Origin of the sequence: Lonepinella sp. BR2474, assembly GCF_051851555.1 — a bacterium.
GTDB lineage: Bacteria > Pseudomonadota > Gammaproteobacteria > Enterobacterales > Pasteurellaceae > Lonepinella.
In genome coordinates, this window is record NZ_JBPDVH010000001.1 from 135,227 (window position 1) to 153,691 (window position 18,465).

The 18,465-nt window shown below is 40.5% G+C and carries 20 protein-coding genes; 4 read left to right on the forward strand and 16 right to left on the reverse strand.

Annotated features, from left to right (window positions below):
* Positions 1–54: 54 nt before the first annotated feature.
* The 3 genes from nlpI to pflA all read right to left on the reverse strand — a co-directional run bounded on the left by nlpI (position 55) and on the right by pflA (position 4,241).
* Positions 55–996: a lipoprotein NlpI gene (nlpI, locus tag ACTG7Q_RS00695; protein ID WP_439240622.1), complete on the reverse strand. Its 942-nt coding sequence runs from the start codon at positions 994–996 to the stop codon at positions 55–57.
* A gap of 92 nt (positions 997–1,088) precedes the next feature.
* Positions 1,089–3,218 carry a polyribonucleotide nucleotidyltransferase gene (gene pnp / locus ACTG7Q_RS00700; protein ID WP_439239873.1) on the reverse strand — a complete coding sequence of 710 codons (2,130 nt, stop codon included), beginning with the start codon at positions 3,216–3,218 and terminating at the stop codon, positions 1,089–1,091.
* Between the two features lie 282 nt (positions 3,219–3,500).
* Complete coding sequence (pflA, locus tag ACTG7Q_RS00705; RefSeq protein ID WP_439239875.1) at positions 3,501–4,241, reverse strand: pyruvate formate lyase 1-activating protein; 741 nt, start codon at positions 4,239–4,241, stop codon at positions 3,501–3,503.
* Positions 4,242–4,423: 182 nt separating this feature from the next.
* On the opposite strand from pflA, the gene lexA reads away from it, so the two are divergent.
* The 3 genes from lexA to priC all read left to right on the forward strand — a co-directional run bounded on the left by lexA (position 4,424) and on the right by priC (position 7,432).
* Entirely contained in the window at positions 4,424–5,062 is a 639-nt protein-coding gene (gene lexA, locus ACTG7Q_RS00710; protein ID WP_439239876.1) for a transcriptional repressor LexA, read from the forward strand.
* A 395-nt stretch (positions 5,063–5,457) separates the two neighbouring features.
* A complete protein-coding gene (locus ACTG7Q_RS00715; RefSeq protein WP_439239877.1) occupies positions 5,458–6,813 on the forward strand; it encodes a Na+/H+ antiporter family protein in 1,356 nt (451 codons plus the stop codon).
* A gap of 46 nt (positions 6,814–6,859) precedes the next feature.
* Entirely contained in the window at positions 6,860–7,432 is a 573-nt protein-coding gene (priC, locus tag ACTG7Q_RS00720; RefSeq protein WP_439239878.1) for a primosomal replication protein PriC, read from the forward strand.
* 110 nt (positions 7,433–7,542) lie between these two features.
* Here priC and ACTG7Q_RS00725 read toward each other — a convergent pair whose 3' ends face one another.
* The 11 genes from ACTG7Q_RS00725 to ACTG7Q_RS00775 form a co-directional block, all read right to left on the reverse strand.
* Entirely contained in the window at positions 7,543–8,028 is a 486-nt protein-coding gene (locus ACTG7Q_RS00725; protein WP_439239879.1) for a hypothetical protein, read from the reverse strand.
* Positions 8,029–8,037: 9 nt separating this feature from the next.
* Entirely contained in the window at positions 8,038–8,628 is a 591-nt protein-coding gene (locus ACTG7Q_RS00730; RefSeq protein WP_439239880.1) for an outer membrane beta-barrel protein, read from the reverse strand.
* A gap of 193 nt (positions 8,629–8,821) precedes the next feature.
* Entirely contained in the window at positions 8,822–10,309 is a 1,488-nt protein-coding gene (panF, locus tag ACTG7Q_RS00735) for a sodium/pantothenate symporter (RefSeq protein WP_439239881.1), read from the reverse strand.
* Positions 10,306–10,596, reverse strand: coding sequence for a YhdT family protein (locus tag ACTG7Q_RS00740; RefSeq protein WP_439239882.1), 291 nt, complete (start codon positions 10,594–10,596; stop codon positions 10,306–10,308). The genes panF and ACTG7Q_RS00740 overlap by 4 nt, the downstream gene beginning before the upstream one ends.
* 48 nt (positions 10,597–10,644) lie before the next feature.
* On the reverse strand, positions 10,645–11,991 hold the full coding sequence (gene accC, locus ACTG7Q_RS00745; protein WP_439239883.1) for an acetyl-CoA carboxylase biotin carboxylase subunit: 1,347 nt from the start codon (positions 11,989–11,991) through the stop codon (positions 10,645–10,647).
* Positions 11,992–12,056: 65 nt separating this feature from the next.
* The gene (gene accB / locus ACTG7Q_RS00750) at positions 12,057–12,521 is read right to left on the reverse strand and encodes an acetyl-CoA carboxylase biotin carboxyl carrier protein (RefSeq protein ID WP_439240624.1); all 465 of its coding nucleotides are present in this window, start codon (positions 12,519–12,521) and stop codon (positions 12,057–12,059) included.
* A gap of 184 nt (positions 12,522–12,705) precedes the next feature.
* A complete protein-coding gene (gene aroQ / locus ACTG7Q_RS00755) occupies positions 12,706–13,167 on the reverse strand; it encodes a type II 3-dehydroquinate dehydratase (RefSeq protein WP_439239884.1) in 462 nt (153 codons plus the stop codon).
* Between the two features lie 81 nt (positions 13,168–13,248).
* Positions 13,249–14,244 carry an o-succinylbenzoate synthase gene (gene menC / locus ACTG7Q_RS00760; protein WP_439239885.1) on the reverse strand — a complete coding sequence of 332 codons (996 nt, stop codon included), beginning with the start codon at positions 14,242–14,244 and terminating at the stop codon, positions 13,249–13,251.
* Positions 14,231–14,554: a nucleotidyltransferase domain-containing protein gene (locus tag ACTG7Q_RS00765; protein ID WP_439239886.1), complete on the reverse strand. Its 324-nt coding sequence runs from the start codon at positions 14,552–14,554 to the stop codon at positions 14,231–14,233. Before ACTG7Q_RS00765 ends, menC begins: the two co-directional genes overlap by 14 nt.
* A complete protein-coding gene (locus ACTG7Q_RS00770; protein WP_439239887.1) occupies positions 14,536–14,973 on the reverse strand; it encodes a nucleotidyltransferase substrate binding protein in 438 nt (145 codons plus the stop codon). Before ACTG7Q_RS00770 ends, ACTG7Q_RS00765 begins: the two co-directional genes overlap by 19 nt.
* Positions 14,974–15,017: 44 nt before the next feature.
* Positions 15,018–15,404 carry a helix-turn-helix domain-containing protein gene (locus ACTG7Q_RS00775; protein WP_439239888.1) on the reverse strand — a complete coding sequence of 129 codons (387 nt, stop codon included), beginning with the start codon at positions 15,402–15,404 and terminating at the stop codon, positions 15,018–15,020.
* A gap of 123 nt (positions 15,405–15,527) precedes the next feature.
* Here ACTG7Q_RS00775 and ACTG7Q_RS00780 point away from each other — a divergent pair, with 123 nt between their 5' ends.
* On the forward strand, positions 15,528–16,268 hold the full coding sequence (locus tag ACTG7Q_RS00780; RefSeq protein WP_439239889.1) for a hypothetical protein: 741 nt from the start codon (positions 15,528–15,530) through the stop codon (positions 16,266–16,268).
* 484 nt (positions 16,269–16,752) lie between these two features.
* On the opposite strand, the gene menB is transcribed toward ACTG7Q_RS00780, so the two are convergent.
* Positions 16,753–17,610, reverse strand: coding sequence for a 1,4-dihydroxy-2-naphthoyl-CoA synthase (gene menB / locus ACTG7Q_RS00785; RefSeq protein WP_439239890.1), 858 nt, complete (start codon positions 17,608–17,610; stop codon positions 16,753–16,755).
* A 39-nt stretch (positions 17,611–17,649) separates the two neighbouring features.
* Complete coding sequence (menH, locus tag ACTG7Q_RS00790; RefSeq protein WP_439239891.1) at positions 17,650–18,411, reverse strand: 2-succinyl-6-hydroxy-2,4-cyclohexadiene-1-carboxylate synthase; 762 nt, start codon at positions 18,409–18,411, stop codon at positions 17,650–17,652.
* Positions 18,412–18,465: the final 54 nt, after the last annotated feature.

Sequence of the window (18,465 nt, forward strand, 5' to 3'; positions counted from 1 at the left end):
TTTGTATAATTCAATTACGCCAAAAATAGCACAAAAATCACCGCACTTTGGCGATTATTTTGTCGGGCTATTTTGTGTAACCACGTTGTTTTGCTCGCTGGTTTCCATGTCTTTCAATTTAGCCAGTTCAAACAATGCAAAACGATACTCAACGAAATTATACACCTGATTTGCCAATGCCAATTTGAATAAGGTTTCCGCCTCACTCAAATTACCAATATTGAGTTTTTGTTTTGCTAGATAAAAATACGTTTCAGTCAAGATTTCCGCATACTGTGATGATAGCGGATCAACAAAGGATTTTGCTTTGTCGAATAATGCTTGTTCTGAAAGTTTGCCCAAATAATATTGGACGATAAAAGTCCCCCAGTATTCAGTAGAAAGCTGTTCCGCTCGGTTTACTAAATTCTGTTTCGCCTCATTGGGTTTAAATTTAAGCTCATTTAAATATAACCACAGGGTACGATAAGGATCTTTTTTATCGGAAGTGTAAAACTTCAAAAAATCCTGTTGTGCCAGGTTATAACGTGCAGTGTAATAAAAATCTAAACCACGGTTTAAATAGGTATATTCATAATCGGGATCCAATTCAAATACCACGTTGAAAGCCTCCAACGCCGCATCATAATCTTCATCTAATAACGAATATAAACCTAAATAATTATAAACTGCGGCCATGTTCGGCTGCAGTTCTAACGCTTGGGTAAAGTCATAACGTGCCAATCCCCAAAGCCCTAGACTATCGTAAAGCACGCCACGCTCAAAATGTAAATTTGCACGTTCGTCTTTTGATAGCTGTCCAATCACCAACATTTGGCTAATTCGAGCAATCATCACTTCTTGTTCAAAGTGAATGTTTGGATATTGCTCCGCCAAGGTCACCTTATTTTTTGTTACAAATACACCGTTCGTGCTACTAACACAACCTGATAACACAACAACAAAAACTAAACGCAGTAGTATTTTACTGGTTCCAACTAACCTTTCTAGCAATATCATTGCCTATAATGCCTTAAATTAGACAAAATTTGTGAGAAATAAACCGCACTTTAAGCATTTAGCATAAAGTGCGGTCGCTTTTTTACAAATTATTCTTGTTCGACCGCTGTTTGTTCAGCAGGTTCAACATTTTCTTGTTTTTCTGCAATGTCTTTCATGGTTAAACGAATACGACCTTGACGATCGATTTCCACCACTTTGACTTGCACTTCTTGACCTAACGCAAGGTAATCTGTCACTTTCTCAACACGTTCTTCAGCGATTTGAGAAATATGCACTAAGCCCTCTTTGCCACCAAGAATAGCAACAAACGCACCAAAGTCAGCTAAACGTGTGACTTTACCTTTGTAAATTTCACCTGCCACGACTTCAGCGGTAATGTCTTCAATACGTGCCATCACTGCTTTAACTGCATTACCGTCAACGGCGGCAATTTTCACCGTACCGTCATCATCAATATCAATAGATGTGCCAGTTTCTTCGGTTAACGCACGAATCACTGCACCACCTTTACCGATCACATCTTTGATTTTCTTCGGATCGATTTTCATGGTGTAAATACGTGGTGCAAAATCAGAGATGTCATCACGTGGTGCAGGAATGGCTTGTTCCATCACACCTAAGATGTGCATACGAGCACTTTTCGCTTGATTTAAGGCAATTTGCATAATTTCAGCGGTAATGCCTTCAATCTTAATATCCATTTGTAACGCAGTCACACCTTGACGAGTACCGGCGACTTTGAAATCCATATCGCCTAAGTGATCTTCATCACCTAAAATATCAGAAAGCACCACAAATTTGTCATCTTCTTTCACTAAGCCCATGGCGATACCAGCAACAGCGGCTTTAATTGGCACACCGGCGTCCATTAACGCAAGAGACGCACCACAAACAGATGCCATAGAAGATGAACCATTAGATTCGGTAATTTCAGACACTACACGCACCACATAAGGGAACTCGGTAATGCTTGGCATCACGGCAGCGACACCACGTTTTGCTAAACGACCGTGACCAATTTCACGACGTTTTGGTGAACCCACACGTCCTGTTTCACCCACAGAATACGGAGGGAAATTGTAGTGGAATAAGAAGTTATCTTGACGTTCACCCGTTAATTCATCAAGAATTTGAGCATCACGCTCGGTACCTAAAGTTGCTACCGCTAAGGCTTGCGTTTCACCACGCGTGAAAATTGCTGAACCGTGAGTACGAGGTAACACGCCAGTACAAATATCTAACGCACGCACGGTATCAACGGTACGACCGTCAATACGTGGTTCACCTGCAATGATACGTCCACGCACGATTTGACTTTCAAGTGCGGTGAAAATATCAATAATTTTACCTTCACTCACTTCTTCATCTTCAGCGGTGATTTGAGCAATTACATCTGCTTTAATCGCATCAATTTGCTCATAACGTACTTGTTTTTCCGTAATACGATAAGCATCACCTAAACGGCTTTCCGCAATCGCTTTCACTTTATTAATTAATGCCGTATTTGGTTCAGGTGCAACCCAATCCCAACGTGGTTTGCCGGCTTCTTTAGCAAATTCTTTAATGGCTTCAACGACCACTTGTTGTTGCTGATGACCGAATACCACCGCTGCTAACATTTGTTCTTCGCTTAATACATCGGCTTCCGATTCTACCATTAATACGGCTTTGTCTGTCCCAGCCACCACTAAATCCAAACGGCTTTGTTTTTGTTCTGCCATGGTTGGGTTTAACACGAATTGATCATCAATGAAACCAACACGAGCCGCACCGATTGGGCCATTAAATGGTACACCAGATAAAGATAATGCGGCAGAAGCACCGATTAAAGCCACTAAATCAGGGCTGATTTGCGGATTTACTGACACCACGGTCGCAATAATTTGAATTTCGTTTAAAAATCCCTCTGGGAATAATGGACGAATTGGACGGTCGATTAAACGAGCAGTTAAGGTTTCCCCCTCTGATGGACGGCCTTCACGTTTGAAAAAGCCACCGGGGATTTTACCCGCTGCATAGGTACGTTCTTGATAATCCACAGTTAATGGAAAGAAATCTTGTCCCTCTTTTACATCTTTTTTTGCCACGACAGTAACGAATACCGTTGTGTCGTCCATGCTTGCCATCACGGCTGCGGTTGCTTGACGGGCAATGGCACCGGTTTCAAGCGTCACGGTATGTTGACCGTATTTAAATTGTTTCACAATTGGATTCACAATGTTTTTCCTTTTTTAATCATTTGATTGGTTGATATAACACTCTGCTCTTTTGTTCCAATTTGCGACTAGCAAAAATATTCTTTGTTTATCTACAAAATATTTTTGATAGCCGCACGCTAAAACGGATACAAAAAAGCATCGGCTATTATACAAGGCTTTTGGGGTTTATGGTAACTTTATTTACACAAATTTTGAACAATATGGGGAATTAGACCAAAAGAATGGGGTAAACTCCACAATTTTAACCATTATGGTTGCATAAAGACCTTATCGCTTGAACTAAAACTTCACAATATGTCCGTAGCCCTCTAAAATCTGCTTAATATGCTCAAGGCTTTCTTTTTTCGGCGGTAACACGTCTTCCAGTTCATAATCCACGCCCAAGGTTTTCCATTTATGCGCTCCTAAACGGTGATAAGGCAACAATTCGACTTTCTCGATATTTTGCATACCCTCAATAAACTGACCCAACAAATGCACATCTTCATCGGCATCGGTATAGCCCGGCACGACCACATAACGCACCCAAGTCGGGATATTACGTTTTTGTAAATATTTGGCAAATTCAAGGGTGCGTTTATTCGGCACACCAATCAAATTTTGATGAATTTTATCGTTGAGCTGTTTTAAATCAAGCAACACTAAATCAGTGACATCCAACAATTCATCAATCACCTCATTATAAGCACGCACAAAACCATTAGTGTCTAAACAGGTATTAATCCCCTCAGCTTTACAGGCACGAAACCAGTCACGCACAAATTCCGCTTGTAAAATTGCCTCGCCCCCCGAGGCTGTCACGCCGCCACCAGTGGCATTCATAAAATGCTTATAGCTCACCACTTCTTTCATTAATTCTTCCACGCCAATTTCACGGCCACCATCTAAATCCCATGTATCTCGGTTATGGCAATACTTACAACGCATTAAACAACCTTGCATAAACAAAATAAACCGAATGCCAGGTCCATCTACCGTGCCACAAGACTCAAATGAGTGAATACGTCCTAAAACAGACATGAAAAATTCCTTAAATAATCAAAAATAGTTGAGAAATTATAACAAAATTTTAAGTAATATTCAGTAAATTTCTTGTAACCCCCAATTTGCATAAAAAAATATCAACTTTTTATTGCAATTTATTCCAGTCTGTATATAATTTCAAATAACCTGTACGAAACAACATAAAGGAAAGCACAACTATGAGAACACTCAGTAAAAATCTCACCATTCGTCAACAAGAAGTCTATGACTTCTTAAAACATCACCTTGAAACCGCTGGCGTGCCACCAACACGGGCGGAAATTTCTCGGGAATTAGGCTTTAAATCGCCTAATGCCGCAGAAGAACATTTAAAAGCCTTGGCTCGTAAAGGCGCCATTGAAATGGTACCAGGCATGTCTCGAGGCATTCGTTTATTGATGTCATCCAATGACGAGGAAGAAGTGGAAGGGTTACCTTTAATTGGCCGTGTCGCCGCAGGTGAACCAATTTTAGCCGAACAACACATTGAGGGTACCTACAAAGTGGATCCAGAAATGTTTAAACCACAGGCGGATTTCTTACTTAAAGTCAACGGTCAATCCATGAAAGATATTGGTATCTTAGACGGCGACTTATTAGCCGTTCACAGCACCAAAGATGTACGCAACGGTCAAGTAATTGTGGCCCGTATTGAAGACGAAGTCACCGTAAAACGTTTAGAACGCAAAGGTGATGTGATTTATTTACACCCTGAAAATGAAGAATACGAGCCGATTGTAGTCAATTTACGTGAACAAGAACGCTTTGAAGTAGAAGGTATTGCGGTGGGTATTATTCGCAATAATGCGTGGATGTAGGCTCTAAGCTTAGTTTCACATTCTAGGTTATGGCTAAAAAGTGCGGTGAAAAATACCACATTTTTTGGCCCGCCTATTATCTTAACGCTCACTATTTACGGTGAGTGCTATGTTCATGCTTTAGTTAGAAAGCAAGGGAGAGAACTTGCCAATCTAACACATTCTAAATATCATCCCTATATTGAATATATTTTAACTGCCTTACATTATTAAACTAAATAATTGGCGATACCCGAATAAAATTTCCTTATTTTTTACCGCACTTTATTGAATATTCCTTATTTAATTCAAAAAAAGTGCGGTTATTTTTATAAAAAATTTTCAAATCCCCTAGACAAATTCATTTTTTTGAGTACATTTAAATCATTCATTATAAATATAAGGACATAAAATCTATGCTGACCAATCCTGTTGTTATTTCCATCATCGTATTGCTCGTGCTGAGTTTATTACGTATCAATGTCGTGATCGCCTTAGTGATTTCTGCCTTAACCGCAGGATTAACCGGTGGTCTTGGGTTATCGAAAACCATTGAAGTGTTTACCGGCGGTTTAGGTGGCGGTGCCGAAGTGGCCATGAACTACGCTATTTTAGGGGCGTTCGCCGTGGCGATTTCTAAATCGGGTATCACCGATTTACTCGCCTACAAGGTGATCAAACGCCTTGGCAAACAACCAAGTGGCAGTTCCGTCGCTGGCTTTAAGTATTTTATTTTGGCCGTTTTAGTGGCGTTTGCGATCTCCTCTCAAAACCTGTTGCCAGTGCATATTGCCTTTATTCCTATTGTGGTGCCACCGTTATTAAGTATTTTTAACCGCTTAAAACTGGATCGCCGTGCCGTGGCTTGTGTATTAACCTTTGGTTTAACAGCCACCTATATGTTGTTGCCAGTGGGCTTTGGTAAAATCTTTATTGAAAGCATTTTAGTCAAAAATATCAACGAAGTCGGGGCGTCATTAGGCGTACATACCAGCGTCGCTGAAGTTTCCATGGCCATGGCGATTCCTGTCACTGGCATGATTTTAGGCTTATTATTTGCTATTTTTGTCAGCTATCGCAAACCAAGAGAATATGCCGTTACTACGGCAGAACCGACCACCGCTGAAATTGAGCAACATATTGCCAACATCAAACCATTCCATGCTTGGGTCAGCGTGGTGGCTATCGTGGTCACCTTTGCATTACAATTATTCACTAGCTCCACCATTATTGGTGGTTTGGCTGGCTTAATCATCTTTGCAGTATGTGGCATCTTCCGCTTAAAAGAAAGCAACGATATTTTCCAACAAGGTTTACGTTTAATGGCCATGATCGGCTTTGTGATGATTGCCGCCTCGGGTTTTGCCAATGTAATCAATGAAACCGGTGGCGTGACACAATTAGTGGAAGTCTTTAGCCAAGGTCTTGGACAAGATAATAAAGGACTCACCGCTTTCTTAATGTTATTGGTGGGGTTATTTATCACCATGGGGATCGGCTCCTCATTCTCCACCGTACCGATTATCACGTCTATTTATGTGCCATTATGTATTGCTGTGGGATTCTCACCACTCGCTACGGTGTCTATTGTGGGGGTCGCAGCCGCTTTAGGTGATGCAGGTTCACCGGCCTCGGATTCTACCTTGGGCCCAACTTCTGGCTTAAACGTAGATGGCAAACATGACCATATCTGGGACAGCGTGGTGCCGACATTCTTACACTACAATATTCCATTAATTGCATTCGGCTGGATTGCCGCCATGGTTCTTTAACCCCTTTTCCCCCTAATGAATGTTAGGGGGATTTCTCCATAAAAATATGAAAAATCACACCGCACTTTTAGGCCAATTAAATCAATATATTGTTGAATTAGCACAACAATATGTACATCTCAAACAAGAAACCCTTTATAACAAATTCGACCCCATGTTATTTAGTGAGAATTTTCAAACCGTTGATTTCTATTTAAATGAGATGCAACAATGTTTCCAGCAACTGCAACGACTTAGCGAACAGGATCAAGCTCAATTTGCCTTTTTCACGGAAAAACTGGTCGCACAATACACCGCATTACAAGATGCCATTCGCTTATTACAAACCCCACAAACTGCGGTAGAAAAGAAACCTGTTTTAAATAAACGTGATCAGTTACGCCAACAAATTGAATTACTACCGCCACGAGAGAAATTGGTCAAATATTATGAGGCTTTGCATGCTCTGAATGAAAAATTAGCACAGCAAGAAATTGAACTCAGCCTTGCCACCGCAGAGCAAAAAAGGGTCATTGAGCCACAAATTGCAAGCACCAAACAACGCCGTGAACGTTGTTTAAGTGCGATTGAATTATTGGAAGAATATTTGGCGTTTAAGGATAGTTTGGAGAATGAATAAGCCCTGCACTTGCGTAGGGCTAACGAAGTAACGATGCTCCGCATCTTGATACAGCTACGGATTAGCGTCATAATGATTAACCTAGTACGTAAGTGCTAGGTTTTTCAAGATTATTTTTTCGATTTACTTCTTTTCGTTTTCTTTACTTTTGACGTGTTGGGGGTTGCCACTTTTTCAGGCGAATTATCCAAACTCAAACTGACGCCGACTTGTTCTGGATGAATGGTATACATTCCACCATTAAATGGATCCACGGCTAAATAACCAATCAATCCACCAAAAACAAGATTTCCACCGATATACCAGCCATTTGGTTTAGTTTCAAGTTGATAAGTTTGTGGCTGATAGCCCGCTTTAGTAAAGGTGATCTTATATTCTTTCTTGCCAAAATATTTCCCTGTACTCTTTTCAAGTTGTACCTTTGATGGCGTTACACCACGAAAAACCACCATATCTTGTTCATCTTGTATAACAAAATTTGCCCCATCTGGATTACTCGAAATTGGCAAGGTTTGGGTTTTATCCCCAACAATCGTCGCACAACCAGTTAAGGCGATCGTAGATGCCATGAAGCTCGTTAAGATAAATTTTTTCATATTCTCCCCCTAGAAATGATAACTATACGTCAAACTAAACGTGTTACTTTCTGCAACAAGCTCATTAGTACGTTGATGAGGAGCATCTGCAAAAGTATATTCCACCCCAATGACAGAATGACTATTTAACGCATATTTTGCACCAATGCCATAAATAAAGCGGCTAGTCGTATCCCCATCGATATAACGATCAATAGATGCATCTGAATCAATCTGAGCCACATCTATGCCTAATTTAACATAAGGTACAAACTGCTCAGTAACCTTATAACCTTGTAAATACGCAAGACTCGTGCTGTATTTTTCTTTAAAAAGATCAACACCATCTATGCCTGATTTAGAATGACTAATACGCAGTTTTGCTTCAGCTTGGCCCACAAACTTATCATAGAACGTAAAGCTATAACCGCCTAAGATCTCAAATCCAACGGCATAAGAACCTGATGTGGAAAAACCTGTATCATTCGATACATCAAATTTAGAGGTATTCAAACCTCCTCCCACAAACCAGCCTTGATAAGGATCAGAATTATCAGCCAAAGCAACATTAGATGCCCCTAAAAGTGCGGTGAGTAATGCAAGTTTTTTGAGATTTGTCATAGTGACTCCTTAGTGAAAATGAGAAAAATAGACCTAATTCATCCTTCAAGTTCAGTACAAAATCCTTTAAAGATGATTTACAGCCCTTGATTTACTTTGTATGTCAATACAAAGTAAAAGCAGTATACTGCTGAAAAAAATCGCCCTGTACTGACATACAGGGCGATTAACATAATGAAAATAAGTCTATCTTTTACTCGGTTTTTCCTTTCCTTGCACCAAACCGATTACCCACTAAGAACGCAATCAGCCCCCACACCAAAGACGGCACGATTTCGTGGAATTTGCTGAATAATTTAATCCCTTGTACCACATATTGCAAAGCCTCAGGCAAGGACGTTAAATCTACGCCTTTTAATTGCACCAATAAAATATAACAAGCCAAACCTGTCACCATAGAACTAATGGCCCCAGTAGCATTGGCTTTATCCCAATAAATCCCCAGTACAATCACCCATAAAAAGGCGGCCTCTAGTCCACCAAAGGCGAATAGGTTTAACCAAATAATCATATCAGGTGGATTTAAAGCCGCCAGCACCAAAAGCACCGTAATGGTGAGTGTGATAATGGAAGAAAACCAACTGATTTTTTTCTGATTGGTGGCCATTTCTGGTTTGGCGGATAAATACAAATCTTTCACGAAAATCGCTGAGGATTGGATTAATTGCGCATCAATGGTGGACATAATCGCTGACATGGGAGCAGCCAAGAAAATCCCTGCCACTATCGGCGGTAACACTTGTAACATCAAGGTTGGGATCACTTGATCGGGAATGGTTAGCTCCGGAATAACGGCTCGCCCTAACGCACCGGCTAAGTGCATGCCTAACATAATCACGCTGAGAATAATGGTGCCAATTAACATGCCACGGTGTAAAGCCTTGCTATCTTTGAACGCCATACAACGCACGGCGGTATGAGGCAAGCCCACCACGCCAAAGCAGACTAACACCCAAAATGACGCCATAAATTGAAAGCCTAGCATGTCATTGGGGCCATAAGGGCTGACTAACTGCGGATCGATTTCAGTCAGTTTTTGCACCGCACTTTCTGGCCCACCGGTGGCATAAATGACCGCACCGAGTAAAATCAATGTACCTAAAATCATCACCGTGCCTTGAATGGTATCCGTCAGCACCACAGCTCGGAATCCGCCAATAAAGGTATAAATGCCAACAGTGGCCGCAAAAATTAACAAGGCACTGGTATAAGAAATCCCGATAGTGGTGGATAACAATCTAGCACCGCCGATAAATTGAGTCATCATGGCGGCAAAAAAGGCAATTAATAAGGCAATGCCTGCAATCCAAACAAGGACTTTATTTTTATAACGATAAAGCAGTAAATCATTGATTGTCAATGCCTTACTTTCACGAGATAACAAGGCGAATTTTTTGCCTAACGCCCCTAAAGCTAACCACACCGCTGGCACTTGGATCATGGCTAACAACACCCAACCCAAGCCATATTTATAGGCCGCCCCCGGCCCCCCCACAAAAGAACTGGCACTGGCATAGGTGGAGGCAATGGTCATGGCCAACACAAAGCCGGTCATGGAGCGATTTCCCACATAGTATTCGGTTAAAAAATCACCTTTTGACCGTTTTACGTACGCATAAACTGCGGCACCAAATACAAAAGCTAAATAAATAATTAAAGGAAAAATAATCCCTAAGTTCATGATGTGATGTCCTTATCTTGCGAATTTGATAAAGTGCGGTCCTTTTCCGTTGAAATGTCAAGATCAATGTCTTGATACACAATTTTAATCAGCCAATAAGCCACCACAATAAACAAGACAGGCAGATAAATACAAGATAATTCAAACCACAAAGGAAAACCCAAGGGGCCTGCACTGTTATCTGGCAAATAAGCACAAACTGCCCAGCCAATCATGTAAAGAATGGTTAATCCTAACGCCCAACGTGCCTCACGTGCGGCTTGCCGATAACGTTGTTGTAATGTCATGTTCTCTCCTAATAAAAAAGTGGATCCTGACAATCCACTCTCTTTTTACTATTCTGAAATACCTAACTTCTTCTCGAGATAATGAATATTCGCCCCACCTTTTTGGAAGTTCTTATCCTCCAAAATTAAATGATGTAACGGAATATTGGTCTTAATCCCATCAATAATGGTTTCGGATAGAGCATTTTGCATACGGCGAATCGCCCCCTCTCGGGTGTCGGCATACACAATTAATTTCGCAATCATGGAATCGTAATGCGGTGGCACGGTATAACCTGCATACACATGGGAATCCCAACGCACACCTAATCCACCCGGTGAATGCAAATGCACCACTTTACCCGGTGACGGTAAGAATGTTTTTGGATCTTCCGCATTAATACGGCATTCAATGGCATGACCTTTGACTTTAATATCCGCTTGTTTAATTGAAAGTGGCAAACCAGCCGCAATGCGTAGCTGCTCTTTCACCAAGTCTACGCCCGTGATCATTTCTGTCACTGGGTGTTCAACCTGAATACGTGTATTCATTTCAATAAAATAAAACTCACCGTTTTCATACAAGAACTCAAAAGTACCCGCGCCACGATAACCAATTTCCACACAAGCATTGGCACAACGTGAACCAATATCTTGGCGAACTTGGTCAGAAATCCCCGGTGCCGGTGCCTCTTCTACTACTTTTTGGTGACGACGCTGCATTGAACAATCACGTTCCGCTAAATACACTGCATTGCCGTGGGTATCGGCTAATACTTGAATTTCCACGTGACGTGGGTTTTCCAAGTATTTTTCCATATACACCATATCGTTATTAAAGGCTGCTTTGGCCTCCGCTTTGGTCATGGCAATACTTTCTTCAAGGCTTTCCGCATTACGCACCACACGCATACCACGACCGCCACCGCCACCGGAGGCTTTAATAATCACAGGGAAACCGATACGTTTGGCAATTTCTTTATTTTTCGCCATATCCGAACCCAATGGGCCATCGGAACCCGGTACACAAGGCACGCCCGCTTTTTTCATAGCATTAATAGCGGACACTTTGTCGCCCATTAAGCGAATCACATCAGCGGTTGGGCCAATAAAGGTAAAGCCTGAACATTCGACTTGTTCGGCAAAATCCGCATTTTCCGATAAGAAACCATAACCAGGGTGAATCGCATCCGCCCCGGTCACTTCAGCGGCTGCAATAATCGCAGGCACATTTAAATAACTTTTGGTTGATGGGGCGGGGCCGATACATACGGTTTCATCAGCCAATAAAACATGTTTTAAATCACGGTCGGCGGTAGAATGTACCGCAACGGTTTTAATGCCGAGTTCTTTACATGCACGTAAAATACGTAAGGCAATTTCACCGCGATTGGCAATAACCACTTTTTCTAACATAAGATTATTCCAGATTAAAATTGGGGAAGATAAAAATAATGGGCAATACCGCCCATTAGAAAATATTATTCAATCACGATTAACGGTTCGTCAAACTCAACCGCATCACCGTCATTAATTAAAATGGCTTTCACCACGCCAGCTTTGTCCGCTTCAATGCGGTTCATCATCTTCATGGCTTCCACGATACAAAGGGCATCGCCCACTTTCACCGCTTGTCCCACTTCCACAAAGGCTTTTGCCTCTGGACTTGGGCTACGATAGAATGTTCCCACCATTGGCGAACGCACTTGGTGACCTGATACTTCTTGTGCAGCAGGTGCTGGCGTTGCAGTTGCTGTTGCCGTTGGTGCAACAGGTGCTGGTGCGACTGGAGCTGGAGCCGCTGCTGGAAGTTGGTATTGCACCGCAGTTGGTGCCGGCGTACCACGGCTAATACGAACGGATTCTTCTCCCTCGGAGATTTCCAATTCCATAATGCCTGATTCTTCAACTAATTCGATCAATTTTTTGATTTTACGAATATCCATTGCCATAATGTAGATTTCCTGAAAAATAATATAAAAACGAACCGCACTTTACATCACTTTAATAACCCAATGAATCATCAAAGTGCGGTGAAAAAATTCTGCTCTTTTTGAGAAAAACAAGATTACCCGAAAAAGTGGCTTTTGGCGACAATTTTATGCGAATTTATGCAAATTTCGTGAAAATTTAACGATTTTCTGCTTTTTTTGCTAAAAATTGCACGGCAAAATCCAATCCATATTCGTAACCTTTTGCCCCCAATCCACAAATCACGCCCTCCGCCACATCACTAAAATAAGAATGATGACGAAACGGCTCACGTTTATGAACATTAGACAAATGCACTTCCACAAAAGGGATAGCCACCGCTAACAACGCATCACGCAAGGCTACACTCGTGTGGGTATAAGCCGCCGGATTGATAATAATAAAATCCACTTGCTGAAAACTCTGGTGAATTTTATCAATCAACTTTTCTTCACTGTTGGCTTGAAAACAATCCAATTTTACACCGCAGTGTTGAGCAAGCTGCTGTAAATGCTGTTCAATTTGCGACAACGACAGCGAGCCATAATGCTTTGGCTCCCTCGCCCCCAACATATTCAAGTTCGGGCCATTTAATAACAAAATGCGTGCAGATAGCGACATAATCTTATCCTTTTGCTGTAATCTGAGGCATTATAACGATTTTTTACAAAAACTCAGCTTAATAAAATGTGGTCTAACCTTTTAGACCGTAACTTTCTCAAGAAATTCCGAATCCAAATCAATCACAGGCAAGGTGGAATCTGGCCAAGTTCGCACAATTTGATGTTCCATCAGATCTAACGTATCCAACCCTGGCACCATATTTGGCGTATATTGTTGGGCTAAACGTGCTAATTGCGTTAAACCAAAACTGCTCTCAATGGAAGAACTGATCACTGCTTTTAACCCGCAAGCATGGGCCTGTTCAATCAAACGCACACATTTTTCAATGCTGCCGACTAAGGTTGGTTTAATAATAATCGCCGCCACATTTGGCTCCGCTTGCACCACAAAATCCGGTTCACGCACCGATTCATCCCACGCAATGGCAATGCCTGTTTCAGCCGCAAATTGACGACTTTCCTCACGAGTTTTACAAGGTTCTTCTAAAAATTGAATGCGAGAACGGTATTCAGGTTTGACATATTTAGCAAACATGGCCGCTTTAACTGGCGTCCAACTACGGTTAGCGTCCAAGCGTAAATGCAAATCAGGAATCGCCTCCAACAACATATCGGCAATTAATCCGTCCCGATTGGCCTCATACATACCGACCTTAATTTTCGCCACTTTTTCGCCTTGCATTTGATCCAGTGGCTCATATAATTCATCAGGATCGCCATAACACAGCGGGGCGGTTTGATAATTGCCTTGCTCACCCAATTTACCTTTCAACTCCGCCAAGGCACAGCTCAACCCAAAGGCCACTGAGGGATAAACTTCCTCATCATTTAACGGCAATTTTTCATTGCAAGAACGCGCCTTATCCCAACGGCTTAACCAATCAATGGCTTGTTGTTGTGCTTGTTCAAGGGTTTCTTGGCTAAATTCTGGCAACGGTGCAATTTCACCCCAGCCCTCGTGTTCACCACAAACCACTTGCACCAACAAGCCCTCTCGTTTTTTTAAAAAACGGTTGCGGAGAATTAACTGACTGTCAACGGGAATGCTGTAACGATATAAATTATAACTTCTCATTATTTTCTCTTCGATAAAAAACCTGCCCAAACTTGTCAATTTGAGCAATAAAATTAGGATTGGTTAATAAATGATAAACGGAAAGATCAAATAAATAAGGGGAATAAGAATCGTCTAAATCTAGCCAAACTTTACCGCAAGTTTGTTGGGTGACATTTTCGCCCTTTAAAGTTAAATCAACATCCGAACCCTCACGATAATTGCCCATGGCCCGAGAACCGTAAATAATCGCTTGCTCTATTTCGGGATATTTTCGCAAAATATCCTGAATTTGTTTGATTGATTTATCGCTTAATCCAAATTTTGGCATAGGGTTTCTACTTTTTGTCTGAACTCAAGAAGTAAAGGGAAATATTGAGAAATAATTTTATTGAACTCATCTTCTAAAATATCTTCATTATAGGTATGTACCGTAAGATTTCTAGTTTTAATCATTTCCATCCAAACTTCGCCCTGAGAAATATAACCCAAATTAAAGGCTTCACGAGTTGCGGTTCTTGAACCTCCCTCAAAATCCCCCTCATACTGCAAAATATCTTTCATCAATTTCCACGCCAATTCGTGGGTAAATTCAAAACGTTGAATAATGCTTTCTTGAACGATATTTTCAATAAGTCCATCAATTTTCTCTATCGCATCGTCGCATTTTTCAATGGCCTCGCTCAAACGTGCTAAGGCTTTTTGATAATGCTCAAATCGCTGTTTTAACCTAATAATTTGTTGATCCACAATAACACTCGATATTTTATATCAATTCGTCCCTACTATAATATCTAGTGATTCGCTTTTAATAAGGCAATCATGTCTTCCAACATGGCGATTTCTTTTTGTTGTTTCGCCAACAATTCATCTTTATGGGAAAGTATTAATTTTAGTTTTTCGTTTTCAGCAATAATGCTCTCTGTTGCACCAATATACTGTTTATGATTGGAATTATCACCAATAGAAAAAATAAGGGCTTTTTCAGGAGATTGAATAAGTTCAACCATATCAATATTAAAGATATTAGCGATTTGTTGTAGTTTATCCAAGTTCAACTTAGTTTCACCATTTTCAATTTTTGCATAACCTGTCGGCGACATATCTAGTTTTTCCGCAACCTGTTCTTGTGATAATCCACTGATCTTACGCATTGCTTTAATTGTATTATGTACGTCCATTATGTTGTCCTATTTAATTGAAAAACTAAGAAAAAGTGGATTTATCTCACTTTTTGTCTGTGGATAAATACTATTCAAAATTGTATCATTTAACTCTTTATTATTCAATCATTTGGAAATATTATGAACACCTATATTTTACTGCCTTGTACACTTGCCTTATTTGCTCTCTCTGGCTGTGGAAAAACAACCCCTAATTGTTCTGATACAAAAGTTTTAGATACAGTATCGAGATTAATCAAGCAGAAACTGCCTAATGATTATCAAAACAGCGATATTCAATATTCAGGAACAAGGATGACAGATAAACATCAGAAACTGGATATTTTGCTGTGTACAACACAGTTTTCTACGCAATTAAGCGATCAACAAGTTCAAGAAATAATAGATAAAGGTATCAAAAATACTGAAAAAGAAATGGCCGAATATGAACAGAAAATCACAGAATTAAAAGCCAAAGCAGATGCCATGGCTTTGGAAGAAATTAAGGAATTAGAACAAACTATTCAAGAAATTCAGACCGAAGCAGATAAAAACCCCGAATACAAAGTAACGATTTCACCTCATAGAAAGCGGAATGCTAAGGATGCGATCGCTTTTTATCAAGATCTAATTGAATCACTCAAGCAACCAGATACTCGCTATGAAATGCTTCAGAATCCTGATACGAGCACAAATCTGACAGCACCATTTTCTACTACACTTCGATCCTACGACGTCATTTTAAAAAGTCGCCAAGAACTGATCTCTGAAGAACATTTATCTATGACAAGAAGTCGATTAAAAAACACCATTAGTCGCCAAATTCGTTACAAAATTGAACCTGCTGATAATGGTGACTCCTATATTACTTTACTTAAATAAAGCATAAGGGCATCACATTAATGATAAAGGTTTTCATTATCCCTTTTTTAGGAGCTATAGTATCCGTTATTTTTTCTTATTATGCTTACATTAAATTAAAGTATGTTAAGAAACTATATTTAGGCATCAGCATAATTTTAATTAATCTTGTTTTTTCTCTTATTTTTTCGCTAACACAAGAGCAATCCTCTTTTTTTGACGTACTAAGACAGAATGTCGGTGCTTACTTACTTATCATTTTACTCATAACGCAAAAATCAGGACATTATGAACATCAAACTAAAAAAGGGAAAAAAGATAGACGGTTTAAGAAAAATCATTTTCATGACACAACAAATTATAAATTAAGAAATTTCTTTCTCCCAATAGTATTACCAGTCTGGATTTTTTTCGCATTCATCATGCTACCCAAGATTGTTTCATTCATCACTTCATTATTATTTAGCTAAATCATAAAAAGGCGGATATCCGCCTTTAGTTTTAATTAAGGATTCCGCTTAAACTTACTAAAATCAGGGGCGCGTTTTTCATTAAACGCATTGCGTCCCTCTTGCCCTTCTTCGGTCATATAGAACAACATGGTGGCATTACCTGCTAATTCTTGTAAACCTGCTTGTCCGTCACAATCGGCATTTAATGCCGCTTTTAAGCAACGTAACGCAATCGGGCTGTTACGCAACATTTCACGGCACCAACGCACGGTTTCTTTCTCTAAATCCGCATAAGGCACAACGGTGTTCACTAAACCCATATCCAAGGCCTCTTGGGCGTTGTATTGACGGCATAAGAACCAGATTTCACGGGCTTTTTTCTGACCCACAAGGCGAGCCATATAACTGGCCCCCCAACCGCCGTCAAAGGAACCCACTTTCGGTCCTGTTTGACCGTAAATGGCGTTATCCGCAGACACGGTAATATCACAAAGCATATGCAACACGTGACCACCACCAATAGCATAACCAGCTACCATGGCCACCACAGGTTTCGGGCAAGTGCGAATATCACGTTGAAAATCTAATACGTTTAAATGATGCACACCGCTTTCGTCTTTATAACCGCCGTAGTCACCACGTACTTTTTGGTCACCGCCAGAACAAAACGCTTTTTCGCCTTGACCGGTTAACACAATCACACCGATTTTTTCATCAAAACGTGCGTCTGCAAAGGCGTTAATCATTTCTTTCACCGTTTGTGGACGAAACGCATTACGCACTTCAGGGCGGTTAATGGTAATTTTGGCAATGCCATCAGTGGATTTATGATAAAGAATATCGCTGTAACCGTTGCTGTGATCGACCCATTCAATCGGGGCGTAAAGCACATCATCTTTTGGATTTTGCATAAAAATGTCCTTAATTGTTTTTAATAAAAAGTGCGGTCATTATAACGGAACTTTTGCGATCTCAAAAGCAAAACGCTGTAATTGTTCCGCAAAGGCTTGGGGATTTTCTAAATGGGCATTATGCCCTGCTTGTGGAATAGTGCAAAATGACAAATTTTTTTGTATCGCTAATTGCGTAAATTTCTGATCTCGTTCGCCCACCATATAATAAATTGGCAATATTTTAGACCGCACTTTCTCACTCAACTCTGGCTGTTTCGCTAAACTGGTTGCTAATAACATTTTCCCGATATTTTCACCGCAGTTTGTGGCACGTTTAGCAATTAATGCCGCACGTTGTGGGCCAGTCAAATGCGAAAAAACCGGCTGTTGATACCAATCTTGCAACACCGTTTCAGGCAATTCCGTTATAAACCGTTTGGCCCATTGTTGATCGTTTCGCCAACGTTGTTGCTTTTCCTGTTCATTGTTCAGCCCTAAATTCGCCCCCTCTACAATGACCCCTTGTAAATGGCCTTTTGCACAATGGGAATGCAACGCATAATATAATGCTAGCCGTCCACCTAATGAGTAACCCACTAAAATATAAGGCTTATTTTGAATTTTCTGCTGGATTTGCTGTGAAATAAATTGAGCGGTTTGCTCAAAATCCGTTACTTCTACTTGCTTATTTTCACCATGAAATGGCAAATCCAATGCAAAACAATTAAACTGCGGTGCATTTTTTTGCAATTTTTCGATAATGGCTTGCCAATCAGCTTTGGTGCCAAGTAATCCATGTAAGAAAATTAAAGTTGGCATATTTCGTCCTAATAAAAAAACCACGTTTATCATAACGTGGTTTCAACAAAAAAT